Origin of the sequence: Nocardiopsis aegyptia (assembly GCF_013410755.1) — a bacterium.
Classification (GTDB): domain Bacteria; phylum Actinomycetota; class Actinomycetes; order Streptosporangiales; family Streptosporangiaceae; genus Nocardiopsis; species Nocardiopsis aegyptia.
The window spans coordinates 4,828,708-4,845,800 of record NZ_JACCFS010000001.1; the positions used below are offsets into that span (position 1 = coordinate 4,828,708).

Sequence of the window (17,093 nt, forward strand, 5' to 3'; positions counted from 1 at the left end):
GGGCCGATGGACGTGCCGCCCCGGGAGATCCGCGTGCCCCTCGACGAGGCCGTCGCCGTTCTGCGGGACCTGAACGAGTTCGTGGTCTCCCTCGACCGGCTCGGATCGCGCCTGGCCTCCGGGACCGCCGACGAGCACACTGTCGGTACCTTCGTCGCCGACTGGGACGTGGCCCGGCGCCTGTCCCGCGCCCGGGGCCTGCTCAGCGCGGCGATGGACCGACAGCTGAGCGAGGAGGACAACGCCCGGATCGACGCCCTGTGCGAGCGGGGCCGCTTCTACGGCGACGACGGCTCCCGGACCGGCCGGACCGGCGGGACCTAGTCGGGACGGCCGGGCAGGTCCGGTGCGCTCTCGGGCGCGGTGCCGGCCCCCGCCGGCGCGGGGGAGAGCAGCACCGACAGGCCGGCCCAGGCGATGTCCGCCACGGTCATCACCAGGCGCGAGAGCACCGCGACCACGAGCGCGGCGCCCGCGTCCACCACCGGGGCCAGGGCCACCACCAGCACCGCCTCGCGCACGCCCAGCCCGGCGGGGGCGAACACCACCAGCAGTCCGAGCGTCCAGGCCAGCGCGTACCCGCCCACGGCCGGGCCGACCGAGGCGAGCGGAGCCCCGCCCACCGCCCAGGTCAGCAGCCACGCGTGCGCGCCCAGCGGGGCCCACGCCAGCACGGTCCAGCCCACCGCGGCGGCCACCGCGCGCCCGCGCACGTCGATCCGGCCCGCCTCGGCCACCTCCCGGAAGCGCCGGAAGGGCCGCGCCGCCGTACGGACGCCGAACCCCAGCACCCGCGGATGCAGGCACGCCAGCAGGACCGGGGCCGCGGCCAGGACCCACCACCAGCGCCGCGCGGCACCGTCGGAGGCCAGGGGCAGGGCGACCGCGGCCACGGCCAGACCCACCGCGACCGTGACGGCCACGGCCAGCAGGGTGGCGACGGCACCGCGCGTGCGCGGGACCTCGCGGTCGCGCGCCAGTTCGACCTGGGCGACGAACGCCCACACCGACCCGGGAAGGTACTTGCCGAGCTGGCCGACGAACATGATCCGCGCCGCGACCGGGACCGGCAGCGGGGACCCGAGCCCGCCCAGCAGCGACCGCCAGGCGAGCATCTGGGCGGTCAGCCCCGCCATCCCGGCCAGGACCGCGGCGGGCAGCGCCCACAGGGGCAGGTCGACCACTGCCTCGCGCGCCTGCGCCCAGTGCGCGCGCAGCGCCCACCCGGCGCACGCGAACACCACCACGAGCAGCGCCAGGCGCACCCACCGGTTACCGCGCAGCCGACTCAGCACCCGGCCACACTAGTCCACCGCCCCGCGCGGGGGACGGTCGTGGGGCCATCGGACACATCACCGCATGCCGTCGTCGGTCCGAGAACCGGGACGCGTAGGGTGGGCCGTTATGAGTGGTGCGAACGACCCGGCCCCCGGCTCCTCCCCGACAGCGTCCGCGATGCGCAGGGCCCTCGCCCGCGCCCGGGACGGCAAGACCCTGGACGTCTCCGAGGCGGAAGTGCTCCTGCACGCCCGGGGCGAGGACCTGGAGACACTCCTGGACCACGCCGGCCGCGTGCGCGACGCCGGGCTGGAGGCCGCCGGTCGCCCCGGCGTCATCACCTACAGCCGCAAGGTGTTCGTCCCGTTGACCCGGCTGTGCCGTGACCGCTGCCACTACTGCACGTTCGCGACCGTGCCCGGGCGCCTGGACGCCCCCTACATGTCCCCGGACGAGGTCCTGGACATCGCGCGGCGGGGCGCCGAGATGGGCTGCAAGGAGGTCCTCATCACGCTCGGGGACCGCCCCGAGGACCGGTGGAGCCAGGCCGCCGAGTGGCTGGACGCGCACGGCTACGACGACACCCTGTCCTACGTGCGGGCCATGGCGATCATGGTCCTGGAGGAGACCGGCCTCCTGCCGCACCTCAACCCGGGGGTGCTGACCTGGTCGGACTTCCAGCGGCTCAAGCCGGTCTCCCCGTCGATGGGCATGATGCTGGAGACCACCTCCAAGCGGCTGTTCACGGAGAAGGGCCAGGCGCACTACGGCAGCCCCGACAAGGACCCGGCCGTACGGCTGCGCGCCCTGGAGGACGCCGGCCGCTCCAACGTCCCCTTCACCACCGGCATCCTGCTGGGGATCGGCGAGACCGTCGCCGACCGCGCCGAGTCGATCTTCGCGATCCGGGGCGTGGCCCGCCGCTACGGCGGTATCCAGGAGGTCATCGTGCAGAACTTCCGGGCCAAGCCCGGAACCGCGATGATGCACCGCCCCGACGCCGAGCGCGAGGGGATGGCCGCCGCCATCGCCGTCACCCGCCTGGTCATGGGGCCCAAGGCCCACATCCAGGCCCCGCCCAACCTCATCGGCGCCGAGTCCGGCGGCGTGGACGAGTACGCGCTGATGCTCCGCGCGGGCATCGACGACTGGGGCGGTGTCTCCCCGCTGACCGCCGACCACGTCAACCCCGAGCGCCCCTGGCCCCAGATCGACGACCTGGCCGAGCGCACCGCCGCCCAGGGCTTCACCCTGCGCGAGCGCCTCACCGCCTACCCCGAGTACGTGCGGGCGGGCGAGCCGTGGCTGGACCCGCGCGTGGCCGCGCACGTGGCGGCCCTGGCCGACCCCGAGACCGGACTCGCGGTGGAGGACGCGCCCCTGGTGGGGCGGCCCTGGCAGGAGCCCGAGGCGGTCCTGGTCGACTCCGGCCGCACCGACCTGCACACCGGGATCGACACCGAGGGGCGCACCGGCGACCGGCGCGGCGACTTCGACGCCGTCTACGGCGACTGGGACGAGCTGCGGGCCGGCGTGGACCGCGAGGGCGCCGTGCCGCGCCGCTTCGACCCCGACATCGCGGCGGCCCTGCGCAGCGCCGAGGCCGACCCGGCGGGCCTGAGCGACGACGAGGCCCTCGCCCTGCTGCACGCCGACGGCCCCGAGCTGGAGGCCCTCACCGGACTGGCCGACCGGGTGCGCGCCGACGTGGTCGGCGACGACGTCACCTTCGTGGTCACCAGGAACATCAACTTCACCAACGTCTGCTACACCGGCTGCCGGTTCTGCGCGTTCGCCCAGCGCCGCACGGACGCCGACGCCTACACCCTCTCGCTGGACCAGGTCGCCGACCGCGCCGAGGAGGCGTGGAAGGCCGGCGCCACCGAGGTGTGCATGCAGGGCGGCATCCACCCGGACCTGCCCGGGACGGCCTACTTCGACATCGCCGGGGCGGTCCGCGACCGCGTGCCGGACATGCACGTCCACGCGTTCAGCCCGATGGAGGTCGTCAACGGCGCCTCCCGGACGAACCTGCCGATCCGCGAGTGGCTGACCCGCGCCCGCGAGGCCGGACTCGGCTCGATCCCGGGCACGGCCGCGGAGATCCTCGACGACGAGGTCCGGTGGGTGCTCACCAAGGGCAAGCTGCCCGCGCGCGAGTGGATCGACGTCATCACGGCCGCCCACGACCTGGGCATCCCGACGACGTCGACCATGATGTACGGGCACGTCGACTCGCCGCGGCACTGGGTGTCGCACATCAAGCTGCTGCGCTCCCTCCAGGAGCGCTCGGTGCAGCGCAACGGCCGCCGGGGCTTCACCGAGTTCGTGCCGCTGCCGTTCGTGCACACCAACGCGCCCATCTACCTCGCCGGGCTGGCCCGCACGGGCCCGACGGTCCGGGAGAACCGGGCGGTGCACGCCCTGGCCCGGCTGCTGCTGCACGGGCACATCGACAACATCCAGTGCTCCTGGGTGAAGCTGGCCGAGGACACCTGCCGGCAGCTCCTGGGCGGCGGGGTCAACGACGTGGGCGGCACCCTGATGGAGGAGACCATCAGCCGGATGGCGGGCTCGGGGCAGGGGTCGTTCAAGACCATCACCGACATCCGCGCCCTGGTCGAGCCGACGGGTCGCCCTCTGCGCCAGCGCACGACGCTCTACGGAGAGGTCTCCGAGGAGCGGCGCCGCGTGGCCGAGGACAGCGACGGCGTCGCCGCGAGCGTGCTGCGGCCGTCCCTGCCCCTGGTCTGAGGACGACGCGGGGGCGCGGCGCCGGATCGCGGCGCCGCGCCCCCTCAGCACGTGCGGGATCAGCAGGCTCCCAGGTGCTCCCAGGCGCCCCACTCCCCGGTGGTGCCGGGTTCGTCGCGCGTCCACCACTTGGCCCGGTAGGCCGCGCCGCCGTGCGTCACGGTGTCCCCCTGGGTGTAGGCGGTGCCCGTGGTCCACGCGGGGGCGTCGCAGTCCGCCGGGTCGCCGCCACCGCCGCCGTCCCCGGGGTCGGGTGCGTCGACCAGCGTGCCCTCGCGCGGGTGGTCGTAGGTGATGGCGTACTCCGTGCCGCCGATCCCGATCCGGAAGTTCGAGGGCTGTGCGATCGGCAGGCGGTAGCTGAGGGTGAAGTCCAGCGACCCTCCTGCCGGGATGCTCTGCCAGCTCGGGACGGTCAGCTCCACGCGGTGGAAGTCGCCGTCCAGGCCGCCGACGTTGTCGCCCCGGTCGTGTCCCACCTGCACGTGCGTCAGCCCCATGCCGGACTGGTCGCTCATGTTGCCGGGGGCCGAGGTGCCGTAGTCGAAGGTGATCGTCGAACCCCCGGGGATGTCCCCGGACGAGTTGTTGGTGATCGTCACGTCCGGGGTGATCGGGTAGTTGTTGTCGCCCAGGGCGAATCCGCCGAAGTCCACGTCCACGTCCAGGACCTGCGCGGGCGCGGCGGTCTCGGCCTTGGCCGCCCCGTAGGGACCCGCGTCGCTCAGCCTCTCGTGCAGGCCGGTGATGAGGGTGTCGCCCATCTCGTACTGCCCGGCGGCCTCGTCGTAGGAGTAGTCGCCGGCCATCTCCCAGATCATGACGCCGCCGAGTCCGGTCTCGGCCACGTAGTCCGCCTTGGCGCTGGTGGCCCGGTCCGCGTCACCCGAGAGGAACGTGTCGGTCGTGGGGTTCCACCACCACTCGTTCCGCGTGGTCTCGTCCCAGTGGCGCGTGTAGGTGCCCTCCAGGCCGTCGGTGACCCCGTAGTCGTCCGTGTAGTCGCCGACGACGCCGTTCTCCAGGTTGAGCACGTGCCAGATCGGGTTGGCCCCGGCCGCGATGGCGCCGCCGGTCACGGGGTCGCTGTCGTGCCAGAGGTTGTCGATCCCGTCCGCCCCGTCGCCGCAGGGCACGGTGACGCCGGTGCCCGGTTGGCACTGGTTCTGGTCGGGCAGGGCGGCGGTGCCCCACAGGCCGTTCTCGCCGCCCTCGACGTCCTTCCACCCCCGGGTGTAGAAGGGCAGCCCGAGGTTGATCCGGCCCGCCTGCATCGCGCCGCGGAAGTAGTGGTGGGCCCAGTCGGCGTTCAGGTAGCCGATGCCGTTGTAGGCGCCGTAGACGTCCGACAGCTCGGGGTCGAGACCGCTGTCGTAGAGCGCCCCGTTGTGCCCCACGAAGTGGTTCCACGTGCCGTGCAGGTCGTAGGTCATCATGTTGACGAAGTCCAGGTACCGCACGACCTGGTGGACCTCCTGGCCGCGCAGCAGCCAGCCGGAGGAGGGGACCGCGGCGGTCAGCTGGTAGTAGGTGCCGTCCTCGGCGGAGGCCGCGTCGAGCTTCTCGCGCAGCACGCGCATCAGCTCCTCGTAGCCCTCCCAGAGCAGACCGCGGCGCTGGTCGGAGATCCAGTAGTCGTCCGGGCTCCCGGCGCCGTCGTTGGACGTGGCGTACTCGTAGTCGATGTCGAGGCCGTCGAACCCGTACTCGCGCACGAACTCCACGGCCGAGTCGGCGAAGGTCTCGATCCCCGCGTGGTTCACCCCGGTGGAGGTCGTGGTCATCGAGTAGAAGCCGCCGGAGTCCACCCGCTCGCCGTTCGGGTCGAAGTAGCCGCCGGTCTCGGCCCAGCCGCCCACGGCCACCAGCGTCCGGACCCCGGGGTGGTCCTTCTTGAACTTGTTGAGCTGGTTGAAGTGGCCGCCGTAGGGGAATTCGGGGTCCGGCTCCAGACCGGGGCGGTCCCAGGTCATCCCGGTGGCCGGGTTGTCGGGGCCGTCGGGGCCGACGGAGAGCCGGTTGTCGCCGTCCACGTGCCCGAAGGCGTAGTTGATGTGCGAGATCCGGTCCCAGGGGATGTCGTCGACGAGGTAGGACGGCTGGCCGTTGGAGCCGTTGCGCCAGCTCGTGAAGTAGCCGATCACCCGCCGGTCGAGGCCGTTGGGCAGCCGCTCCCGTCCGTCGGCGTCGTAGACGTCGCAGTAGGGGACGTCCACACCCGGTGTCCGGTACAGGCCGTCGGGACGGCAGTCGCTCTCGGCCGCCGCCTCGGTGGGCTGGGCCGGTGGTGCCTGCGGGGCGGCGTGGGCGGTCGGCGCGGTGAAGAGCACGCTCGCGGCCACGCACAGTCCGGCGGCGGCGGAACCGAGGGCACGGGCCCACCGGGCCGTGCCGGCCCTGGGTCCGGGGGGATGGTGGGAGAAGGGCATGGGGGAGCCTTTCGCGGGGCTCGGCGGGCCGTTGCGGGCACGCCGGGGGGCCGTCCGGGGCGGGACGGGTGGAGGGGATCCGGTCCTCCTCGCACGCGGGGCCGGGCGGGACGTGCCGGGGCGTCCGCCGACGAGGAGGGGAGAGGGGAGCGGGGGAGGCGGGGCGGAGCGCCCGGGTCGCGGCGCTCCGCCCCGGCAGCGGCGGCCCGTCACGGTCGGGAGTGCGGTGACGGGCCGCCGGGAGGGGGCGCGGTCGGGGCGTCAGCAGGCGCCGACGGTCTCCCAGACACCCCACTGGCCGGTGGTGCCGGGCTCCTCGCCCCGCGTCCACCACTTGGCGCGGTACACGGTGCCCTCGTGGGAGACCGTGTCACCGGCGGTGTAGACGGATCCGGCGGCCCAGGCGGGGGCGTCGCAGTCCGCGGGCGGGTCGGTCGGCTCCTGCGTGGGCGGGTCGGTCGGCTCGTCCGTGGGCTCGCCGGGGCCGCTGCCCAGGCGGGCGGAGATCGTCTCGGCGAACGCGTAGCCGTTGGTGGAGTCCCAGTTCACGGACCACGTCATCACGCCGCCGATGGGGCCGTAGGGGGTCGTGGGCGAGAAGGACCCGCAGTTGGTGCCGGCCTCCAGGCAGTCGAGCGCCCTGACGATCTCGGTCGGCGCCATGTACCCGCCGCCGGCGGCGGAGGGGGTCGCGGGCAGGCCCAGGCCGACCTGGTCCGGGCTCAGGCCCATCTCCAGCTGGATGCAGGCCAGAGCGGCGACGAAGTCGGCGGTGCCCTGGCTGTAGACCTGGTCGTCGCAGCCCAGCATCGTGCCGGAGTTGTAGTACTGCATGTTGACGATGGTCAGGATGTCGGAGATCTCCGAGGCGAGCTTGGGGTACTCGCGGTCCGGGCTCTGGAAGTCGATGGTCTGCGGCGCCATCGTCAGGATGAGGTCCGAGCCCGCCCGGGAGCTCAGGTCGCGCAGCGCGCTGCTCATGTACTGGGCGTTGATGCCGTGTTCGAGGTCGATGTCGATGCCGTCGAAGCCGTAGTCCTGCATCAGCGCGAACGCGGTGTCGGCGAAGTTGCGGGCCTGCGTGGCGTTGGTGACGGACACGTGTCCGCGTTCGCCGCCGACCGAGAGGATGACCTTGCGCCCCTCGGCCTGCACGGCCGCGATGTCGTCGCGGAACGCCTGGTCGGTGTAGCCGCCCAGCTCGGCACTGGCGAGGTTGAAGGTGATGCCGCCGTCGAGCGAGGGGTGGTTGTCGGCGAAGGAGACCGCGACCAGGTTGTAGGCGCTGGGGACCTCGCCGAGGGTCAGGACGTTGGAGCCGTTGTCGAAGTTGTGCCAGTAGCCGGTCAGCCAGGGGGCGGACTGCTGGGCGGTCTCGGTGTCGGCCACGGGCTCGATCTCGGTGGGGGCGAACTGCCCGGCGCCGGCGACCAGCGCGGAGGCCAGGAGGGCTCCCGCGCCGAGCAGGGCGGCGATGGTGCCGCGTCGGCGGGGGGTACGACGATGTTCGTGCATGGGGGGCGTGCTCCTGTCATCGAGCGGGGAGACGATGCGTCGTTGTGGGGGAGGCGCGGAGGCCACGCTAATTGTTAGGAAACCTTAGAGTTGTGTTCCGGCTGCGTCAACGGAAATGGTAAAGAAAGTTGCCCGTTGCCTTTTGGGGCCTCCGCTCGTTCCTCGCATTGGCCCGTGCTCGTGCGCCCGGAAGACGCGTCCTTCGGTCCTTCCGGTGCGCTCCCTCGTTCCTCGGGAGTGCACCTCCAGGCCCTCCAGGACGCGTCGGCGCCCTCCTGTGTTTTCTTGGGGCCGCCGCTCGTTCCTCGCTGCGGCCCCGTCTCCTCCTGCAGAACACGGGCGCGCCCCGAGCCAACCCCCCAGCGGTCCCCTCACCTGTAGAGGCTTCAACCCCCCAGGGGTCCCCAACACTGAACGGCCTACCTTTACCCCCCTCGGGTGGACGTAGGCCGCTCTCGTTCAGCTTCAACCGGCTGGCCCTCAGGCACAGCGGGTTGGGCTTGCGCGTTCGCGCCTTCGGAGCCGTGGGGGTTGAGCGTGACCGGTTCCGCTCGCGGCAACCACTCAGGGTTGACCGTGCGCGTGTGTGCCTTCGGAGGCGCTGGGGAGTGGGTGTGCACGTGCGGGTCTGCGTGAACCCCTGGGGGGTTGACGTGAGCGACGTGCTCGTGGGGACCACAGGGGGTCTGTCCGGGCCGAAGCGAGGAACGAGCGGAGGCCCAATGAAAGCACAGGGGTGAGGGGCGCGCCGGTGCCTGCAGGAGGAGCCAAGCCGGAGCGAGGAACGAGCGCAGGCGCAGGCGACGACGAAGGACCCGGCATAGGGCACCCGAGCCCTCGCCCCGAACCCAACCCGAACCCTCCCCAACCCCAACCCCTCCCTTACCTGACGGCGATGAAGTCCTCCGGGTCGCGCGGCGGCCGGTCCCGGGGCGGTTCGGCCGCGTGCCCGACCGCCACCGAACCCATGGGCCGCCACTCGGCCGGGACGTCGAGCACCTCGCGCACCACGTCGGCGCAGAACATCGTCGAGGAGATCCAGGCCGAACCCAGGCCCTCCATGGCCAGTCCGACCAGCAGGTTCTGCACCCCGGCGCCCATTGCCACGAGGAACATCGACTGCTCGGCCGCGGCTCGGCGCTCATCGGGGTAGGGGTGGGCGCCGTCCGCGACGAGGAACGGCACCACCAGGTAGGGCGCCTCCCGGAGCACGTCGCCGCGCCGGGTGCGGCGGGCGATGGCCTCCTCGGAGAACCCGTCGGCCCGCAGGTCGGCCACCCACGCCTGGAGCATCGCGTCCAGCAGGCGCTTGCGCGTGTGCGCCGACTCCACGAGCACGAACCGCCACGGCGTGGTGTGGTGCGGCGCGGGCGCCGTGACCGCCGTGGCCACCGCGCGGCGCACGGCGGCCGGGTCGACCGGCCGGTCCGAGAACGAGCGCACGGTGCGGCGGGCCGGGACCACGTCCCGCGAGCCGTACCGGAACAGGTCCGCGTCGGCCGGGCGCACGATGGCCGCCGCACCCGGGCCGTCCTCCTCGGTGACCAGGTCGCCGAGCCCGCCGACCACCGCGACCGGGACCGCGCTCGTCTTGCCCTTGACCAGTTCCCCCGCGCCGGCGATCTCGTCGGCGACCGCGTTGACCGTGGCCTCCATCACGTTCCCGTGCGCGTCGGCGGTGCCGCGCAGGTCCTGGACGGGGACGACACCGGCGGCCCCGATGGCCACGTCGGTCTGTCCCACCCGCCAGGGGCGGCCGAAGGTGTCGGACACGATGACCCCCACCCGCACGCCCAGGCGCTCGCGCAGTCCCGCGCGCAGGGCGCGGGCGGAGGCGTCGGAGTCCTCCGGCAGCAGCAGCACCGTGCCCGGCTCGACGTTGGAGGCGTCGACGCCGGCCGCGGCCATCACCAGGCCCTGGCGGGTCTGCACGATCCGGGTCCGGCCCGCGCGGGCCACGACGCGCACGGTCTCCGCGTCGATGGCCTCCTCGCGGTCCATCCGGCGGGAGCGGCCCTCGGCCTTGCTGACGATCTTGGAGGTGACCACGAGCACGTCGCCGTCGGCCAGCGGCGTCCCGGAGGCCGCGACGGCCTCGGCGACCAGCGCCACCAGGTCGTCGCCCTCGCGGACCTCGGGGATGCCGTCCAGTCCGCGGACGCTGACGCGGGCGCTCACCGGTCCGTCCCCGCGAGCTCGACGGCCAGGTCGACGGCGGCCCGGGCGATCGCCTCGGTCTCCTCCGGCCCGGTCATGTACAGCGGCCGCGAGCGGACCTCGATCCCCTCGACGGCGGTACCGGCGTCCGCTTCGTCGACCAGCCAGCCGTCGAGCAGGTCCGCGCCCAGGTGCTCGGCGACCGCGCCCGCGGAGGTCTCCACGCCGATCGCGCTCAGGCAGGCGTCGGCCATGCCGCGGACGGGGGCTCCGCCGATGATGGGCGAGACGCCCACCACGGTCTTGTCGGCCATGGCCTCGCGCATCCCGGGGACGTTGAGGACGGAACCGACGCTGACGACGGGGTTGGACGGCGGCAGGATGACCGCGTCCGCCTCGGCGATCGCGGCCAGGACCCCGGGCGCGGGCTTGGCCGACTCGGCGCCCACGCTGACGATCTGCTCCGCGGGCAGGGCGGCGCGGTGCCGGATCCACCACTCCTGGAAGTGGATGGCCCGGCGGCCCTGGCCGCCGTCGACGACCACGTGCGTCTCGACCTGGTCGTCGGTCATGGGCAGGAGGCGCACACCGGGCCGCCAGCGGTCGCACAGGGCCTCGGTCACCGCGGAGAGCGGGTAGCCCGCCGCGAGCATCTGCGCGCGCACGATGTGGGTGGCGGTGTCCCGGTCGCCGAGCCCGAACCAGGTGGGCTGCATCCCGTAGGCCGCGAGCTCCTCCTTGACGGTGAAGGACTCGTCGGTGCGGCCCCACCCCTGTTCCTCGTTGATGCCGCCGCCGAGGGTGTACATCACCGTGTCCAGATCCGGACAGATCCTCAGTCCGAACAGGGTGATGTCGTCACCGGTGTTGCCGATGACGGTGATGCTGCTGCCTGTGGTCTGGTCTTCGGGGGCAGGTGCGTCCGTTCCCAGCGCCGCCTTGAGGCCGCGAAGGAAACGTGCGCCGCCGATACCGCCGGCCGGTACGACTATCCGCATGCGTCCAAGTCTGGCAGGCTGGTGGCGTGTATGGGTCGTCTGCCCCGCCGTGGGCGCGCGACACAGGTGTGACCGATCTGGCGCCGGGACTTCGTGAACCCGGCCGCCCCGGCCGCCATCTCATTCTGTCGACCGGTGCCCGGTGTCCCCAGGTTCTGTCCGGATCCGGTCGATTCATCTGACCGACCGACGATATGCCAAGCTTTCACCGACGCGACGGCGAAGCAGCAGAGGGGAACCTCTCTTGAACACCGAATCACTAGACCGCCTGCGCCCGCTGGGGGCCTGGATCCTCCTGGGAGCCGCGGGCGCTTCCATGCTGGCGAGTCTCATCCGCATGATCGCGGGGTCGAGCTACCCCGGGACGTTCGCGTCCGCGATGAGCGGTGCCGGTTCCGGTTTCTACGGAGTGTGGATCGTCCTCCTGGTCGCGGCCGCGGTCGCCGTGGTCGTCACCGACCAGCGCTCGCGCGCCGCCGCGGCCCCGGTCGTGGTGACCGCGATGATCATGGTCGGTGTCGGGCTGCTGTTCGCGCTGATCGGACTGATCACGGGATTCATCGGCGCCGAGAACGCCGGCTTCGGCTTCGCCTCCATGTTCTCCACGCTGAGCCACGGCGCCGTGCTCGGCCTGCTCGGCTTCGTCCTGCTCAAGGTCTTCAACAACCCCGAGCTGGTGCCGCGGCCCCAGCAGTCGCAGCAGCCGCAGTACAACCCGCAGGCCTACCCGCCCGCGACGGGGGCCCAGCAGTCCTTCGCCCAGCCCGGCTACCCCGTTCAGCCGGCCGCGGGCGACCCGACCCAGACCGGCGCCGACCCCATGCAGACCGGTCAGCAGCAGGCCGCCTACGGTCAGCAGTACGGGACCGGCGCCCAGCAGGCGTACGGCCAGCAGCAGGGCTACGACGCGGCGGCGCAGCAGCAGGCGGCGTACGGCCAGCAGTACGGCGCGGACGCTTCCGGTCAGCAGCAGGGCTACGACGCGGCGGCGCAGCAGCAGGCGGCGTACGGCCAGCAGTTCGGTACGGACGCTTCCGGTCAGCAGCAGGCCTATGACGCGGCGGCCCAGCAGCAGGCCGCGTACGGCCAGCAGTACGGGACCGGTGCCCAGCAGGCCTACGGCCAGCAGTTCGGTACGGACGCCTCGGGTCAGCAGCAGGCCTATGACGCGGCGGCGCAGCAGCAGGCGGCGTACGGTCAGCAGTACGGGACCGACGCCTCGGGTCAGCAGCAGGCCTATGACGCGGCGGCCCAGCAGCAGGCCGCGTACGGTCAGCAGTACGGGACCGGTGCCCAGCAGGCCTACGGCCAGCAGTACGGCACCGACGCCGCGGCCCAGCAGCAGGGCGAGTACGCGGCCTACGACCCCTCCCAGTACGCGCCGCAGTCCTACGACGGCGGTCAGCCGGGCACCGACGCGGCCCAGAACTCCGGTGAGCAGGCCGCCCAGGACGCGATCCAGTACGGCTGGTACCAGGGCGCGGACCAGGCCGGTCAGACGCAGGACACTCCGGCCGACGGCGGAGTTGAACCTTTCTTTAACTCCGGTGAGAACAACGGAACCGACGCGGCCGGCCAGGCGGGCGGGTCCTACGGAGGCCAGTACGGCTCCGGTTCCGGCTACGGCTCTGACCAGCAGGGACAGAGCGGTACCGGGGGCCAGCAGAGTTGGTACGGCGGAGAAGAGCGGCGCTGACCCCGTACGGGGCTCCACGCTCCCGCCGCCTTGGAAGGCCGTGAATTGCGTGGTAATCCGCAGAACGGACATCGCGGAGCCGCCGTTGGCGGTTCGTTACATGATATTCAGTGGATTACCACGCAGGGCGCTTGACTATCGGTCACGCGGCCACGTGTAATTTCAAGGTGGGATTCCACCCGGCCTGGGGGACGAAAAGGGCCGGGGACATCTATGGGGGGCAACAGGAGGTGCGCATGAGCGAGGTCATCCCGCTGGCGCACGGCTCGGATGAAGATCTGGGCTGGCAGGAACGTGCCCTGTGCGCGCAGACCGACCCGGAGGCGTTCTTCCCCGAGAAGGGCGGCTCGACCCGGGAAGCGAAGAAGGTCTGCCAGTCGTGCGAGGTACGTGCGGAGTGCCTGGAATACGCACTGGAGCACGATGAGCGCTTCGGTATCTGGGGGGGACTCTCCGAGCGTGAGCGCCGAAGGCTGAAGAAAGCCGCCGGAGGGGATTTCGATTTCCTGGCGGACATGCTGTAGGAGCTGACGCGAAGACGCGCGTTCGGGCCATGAGCCCGGGCGCGCGTTCTTCATGTTCGGGGTGTTCGTGGAGAACGATCGCATTGCGCAGAACGCACCACTGGTGCGAAATGCCCCCTATGGTCGGGCCGGGGGCGGCTGCGCCGAATAGGTCCCGAATGGTGCCGGGTGGCGTATCGTGATGTCCCGGCTCGCCCCCGGCGGGCCGCCTCCGGCGCGCTCACGCGCCCGCCGACCGCCGGCCTCCGCGGCCGGTACCCGCACGGGCCCGGACACCGGTGCCCACCCCTTCTCCCGGAGAGAACCCACCACAGCCGTGCTTGACCAGGATTCCGCCCGACACGTCGTCACCGTGGTCGTCGTCAACCACGACGGTGCCCGCTGGCTTCCGGAGACCTTGGCGGCGGTCCGCGCACAGACCCGGCCCGTCCAACGCGTCGTGGCGGCGGACACCGGCAGTACCGACGACAGCCCTGACACGCTCGCCGAGTACCTGCCCTCCGACGCTGTCCTCGACCTGCCCGCCGACACCGGCTTCGGCGACGCCGTGCGTGCCGCCCTGGAGCTGCCACGCTCCACCACGCCCGTGCGCGGCTTCGACGACGACGCCACCGAGTGGATCTGGCTCGTCCACGACGACCTCACCCCGGAGCACGACGCCCTCGAACACCTCCTGGCCGCCGCCGACCAGGACCCGCGCGCCGCCGTCCTGGGGCCCAAGCTCCGCGACTGGTTCGACCGCCGCCTGCTGGTCGAGGCCGGCGTCACCATCGACGGCGCGGGCCGCCGCGAGACCGGACTGGAACAGCGCGAGTTCGACCACGGGCAGCACGACGGCAACCGCCAGGTCCTCGCCGTCTCCAGCGCCGGCATGCTCATCCGCCGCGACGTGTGGGACCGGCTCGGCGGCTTCGACCCCGCCCTCCCGCTCTTCCGCGACGACATCGACTTCTGCTGGCGCGTGGGCGGCGCCGGCCTGCGCGCGGTCCTGGTCACCGACGCGGTCGCCTACCACGCCGAGGCCTCGGCACGCCGCCGGCGGCCCATCACTGCCACCCGCAACCACCCGCGCCGGGCCGACCGGCGCCACGCCGTGTTCGTACTGCTGGCCAACCTGCCCTTCGGCGGAATGGTCGCGGCCCTGCTGCGCAACTCCGTCGGCTCGCTGCTGCGCGTGCTGATGTACCTGCTCATCAAGCAGCCCGCCAACGCACTGGACGAGGCTGCGGCGATCACGCTCGTGTACCTGCGGCCCTTCCGGCTGGCCCGCGCGCGCTTCCGGCGCCGCCGCGACCGCCGCCGCACCTACAGCGCCATCCGGCCGTTCCTGGCGCGCGGCGTGGCCGTGCGCCAGTTCCACGACGCGGTCACCGGCGTGCTGTCCGGGGACCCGGTGCGCAACACCCCCGGCCGGCACCAGGCCGTGACCGCCGAACCCGGCACCGACGGGGACGACGAGACCCCCGACGACCGCAACGGCTTCGTCCGCCGCGTCCTGCTGCGGCCCGGTCCGCTCCTGGTCGGGGGCCTGGTCGTGGTCGCCCTGGTCGCCGGGCGCTCCCTGCTGTTCGGCGACATGCTCGCCGGCGGGGCCCTGCCGCCGGTCGCGGGCACGGCGGGCGACCTGTGGTCGCTGTACCTGTCCGGGTACCCCGACAGCGGTCTGGGCTCGGACGGGCCCGTCCCGCCCTACGTCGGGCTGCTCGCGCTGCTGTCCACGCTGACCCTGGGCAAGCCGTGGCTGGCGGTGACCATCATCCTGCTGGGCTGCGTGCCGCTGGCGGGACTGACCGCCTACCTCCTGGCCCGCGAGGTGCTGCGCTACCGGCCGGCCCGCCTGTGGATGGCCGGTGCCTACGCACTGCTGCCCGTGGCGATCGGCGCGGTCGCCCAGGGCCGCCTGGGCACCGCGCTCGTGCACGCGCTGCTGCCGGTGCTCGGGCTCCTGCTGGTACGGGTGGTCTCGATGCCGCCCCGGCACTCGCGGCGGGCCGCCTGGGGGCTGGGACTGACCCTGGCCGTGGCCACCGCCTTCGTGCCGATGGTGTGGCTGCTGTGCGCGGCCACCGGTGTTCTCGTCGCGGTCGCCTTCGCCCACCTGGGGCGCCGCATCCACGTGAGCATCCTGCTGAGCCTGGCCCTGCCGATCGTGCTGCTGATGCCGTGGTCGCTGGAGCTGCTGCTACACCCGTCGCTGTGGCTGCTGGAGGCCGGCCTGCACCGGCCCGAGCTCTCGGATCCGGGCGCGGCCCCCTACGAACCGCTCATGCTCTCCCCGGGCGGCCCCGGCGCCCCGCCGTTCTGGGTGACCTCCGGGTTCCTGGCCGCGGCCCTGTGCTCACTCCTGCTGCTCCGCAACCGGATGCTCGTCGCGGCGGGATGGACGCTGGCCCTGTTCGGCATCCTCGTCGCGGTCCTCACCAGCCGGATCGTCATCGAGCCGTACTTCGGCGGACCGCCGGCGGCGGTCTGGCCGGGGGTGGCCCTGGCCTTCGCCGCCACCGCGGTCCTGCTGGCCTCGGCCAGTGCCGCCCGCGCGTTCGGCGAGATGGCCAGGGGCGACGGCACGGACGCCGGCGGTCTCCGGCGCTGGTTCGGGCGCGGCGGCCGACGCGTGTTCGCCCTCGGTGTGGCCGCGCTCGCCATGGCCACTCCCGTCACAGCCGCCGCGCTGTGGATGTGGGAGGGCGTGGACGGGCCGGTCACCGCGGACTTCGTCCCCGTCGTCCCGGGTGCCCTGGAGACGCTCAGCGAGGACGGCACCCGGCCGCGCACCCTGGTGGTGACCCCGGACGGGGACGGGGCAGTGGACTACGTGATCGTGCGCGGGAGCGAACCGCGGCTGGGCGAGGAGCGCGTCACGCCCTCGCCGGAGGCGCGCGCGGTCATGGAGCGGGCCGTCGCCGAACTGGCCGTGGGTCACGGCGGCGACCAGCTCTTCACCCTCGCCGACTACGGCGTTCAGTACGTGCTCTACCCGCGCCCCGACATCGCCGGGCCCTCCGACACCACCATGGTCGACACCCTCGACGGGACGCCCGGACTGGAACGCCAGTCGCTGTCCGACCAGTACGCGCTCTGGCGGCTGAGCGATTCCGGCGGCGCGCTGCGCGTGGTGGCCGAGGACGGCATCGCGGCCGAGGCGCTGACCGTGCGGGGCGAGGCGGGCGACCTCACCGCGCGGGCGGCCCCCGGCGGCGCAGGGCGGGTGCTCTCCCTGGGCGAGCCCGCCGACGGCGGATGGCGCGCCACCCTCGACGGCACCGAACTGGCCCCGGTGTCCACCGAACACGGCAACCAGGCCTGGGAACTGCCCGTGGACGGCGGTGAGGTGCGCGTGTGGCACACCGACTACGTCCACACCGCGTGGCTGGTCACCCAGGCCGTCCTGGTCGTCGTGGTGGCGGTCCTGGCCGCACCGGGCGTGCGGACCGAGGAGGACGTGCGGCTCATCGAGTCCACGCCCACGCCCCGGCCCCGCCGCCCCGAGGGGCTGCGGCGGTCGCGCCGCCGGTCCAGGTCGGGCCGGTCCAGGGGCGCCCGCGCCGGGACCGAGGCGTCCGAACGGGCGGTGCCGGACCGCCCGGAGGAGAAGGTGTCGACCGGCGCGCTGCCCGTCGCCCGCGAGGGCGGCCGGCGGCGCGGAACCCGGGGCACCCGGCGGCGGACCCGCGGCAGGGACGGGCGTGGCCGCTCCGGCGGCGGTACGAGCACCACCGCGAACGAGGGGCAGGAGTAACCC

Annotated in this window: 10 protein-coding genes; 5 read left to right on the forward strand and 5 right to left on the reverse strand. The window is 73.1% G+C overall.

From position 1 onward, the window contains the following. Positions 1 to 6 precede the first annotated feature (6 nt). Positions 7 to 324, forward strand: a complete 318-nt coding sequence (locus HNR10_RS21630) for a hypothetical protein (protein WP_179826371.1) — start codon at positions 7 to 9, stop codon at positions 322 to 324. Here HNR10_RS21630 and HNR10_RS21635 read toward each other — a convergent pair. Beyond that, positions 321 to 1,295, reverse strand: coding sequence for a lysylphosphatidylglycerol synthase domain-containing protein (locus tag HNR10_RS21635; protein ID WP_179826374.1), 975 nt, complete (start codon positions 1,293 to 1,295; stop codon positions 321 to 323). The two genes, HNR10_RS21630 and HNR10_RS21635, sit on opposite strands and share 4 nt — an antisense overlap. Positions 1,296 to 1,404: 109 nt before the next feature. Between HNR10_RS21635 and HNR10_RS21640 the strand changes: the two genes are divergently transcribed. After that, positions 1,405 to 4,032 carry a bifunctional FO biosynthesis protein CofGH gene (locus HNR10_RS21640; RefSeq protein ID WP_179826375.1) on the forward strand — a complete coding sequence of 876 codons (2,628 nt, stop codon included), beginning with the start codon at positions 1,405 to 1,407 and terminating at the stop codon, positions 4,030 to 4,032. A gap of 59 nt (positions 4,033 to 4,091) precedes the next feature. Here the strand turns inward: HNR10_RS21640 and HNR10_RS21645 are convergent, their stop codons facing one another. The 4 genes from HNR10_RS21645 to cofD form a co-directional block, all read right to left on the reverse strand. Beyond that, positions 4,092 to 6,461, reverse strand: coding sequence for a chitinase C-terminal domain-containing protein (locus HNR10_RS21645; RefSeq protein WP_179826377.1), 2,370 nt, complete (start codon positions 6,459 to 6,461; stop codon positions 4,092 to 4,094). A 261-nt stretch (positions 6,462 to 6,722) separates the two neighbouring features. After that, complete coding sequence (locus HNR10_RS21650) at positions 6,723 to 7,976, reverse strand: glycosyl hydrolase family 18 protein (RefSeq protein WP_179826379.1); 1,254 nt, start codon at positions 7,974 to 7,976, stop codon at positions 6,723 to 6,725. An 882-nt stretch (positions 7,977 to 8,858) separates the two neighbouring features. Next, complete coding sequence (locus HNR10_RS21655; protein WP_179826380.1) at positions 8,859 to 10,154, reverse strand: coenzyme F420-0:L-glutamate ligase; 1,296 nt, start codon at positions 10,152 to 10,154, stop codon at positions 8,859 to 8,861. Continuing rightward, positions 10,151 to 11,131, reverse strand: a complete 981-nt coding sequence (gene cofD / locus HNR10_RS21660) for a 2-phospho-L-lactate transferase (protein ID WP_179826381.1) — start codon at positions 11,129 to 11,131, stop codon at positions 10,151 to 10,153. The genes HNR10_RS21655 and cofD overlap by 4 nt, the downstream gene beginning before the upstream one ends. 244 nt (positions 11,132 to 11,375) lie before the next feature. Here cofD and HNR10_RS21665 point away from each other — a divergent pair, with 244 nt between their 5' ends. From HNR10_RS21665 to HNR10_RS21675, 3 genes are all read left to right on the forward strand, one after another. After that, the gene (locus tag HNR10_RS21665) at positions 11,376 to 12,827 is read left to right on the forward strand and encodes a hypothetical protein (RefSeq protein ID WP_179826382.1); all 1,452 of its coding nucleotides are present in this window, start codon (positions 11,376 to 11,378) and stop codon (positions 12,825 to 12,827) included. A 236-nt stretch (positions 12,828 to 13,063) separates the two neighbouring features. Next, a complete protein-coding gene (locus HNR10_RS21670) occupies positions 13,064 to 13,351 on the forward strand; it encodes a WhiB family transcriptional regulator (protein ID WP_014908913.1) in 288 nt (95 codons plus the stop codon). A gap of 316 nt (positions 13,352 to 13,667) precedes the next feature. Next, positions 13,668 to 17,090 carry a glycosyltransferase family 2 protein gene (locus tag HNR10_RS21675; RefSeq protein WP_179826383.1) on the forward strand — a complete coding sequence of 1,141 codons (3,423 nt, stop codon included), beginning with the start codon at positions 13,668 to 13,670 and terminating at the stop codon, positions 17,088 to 17,090. Positions 17,091 to 17,093: the final 3 nt, after the last annotated feature.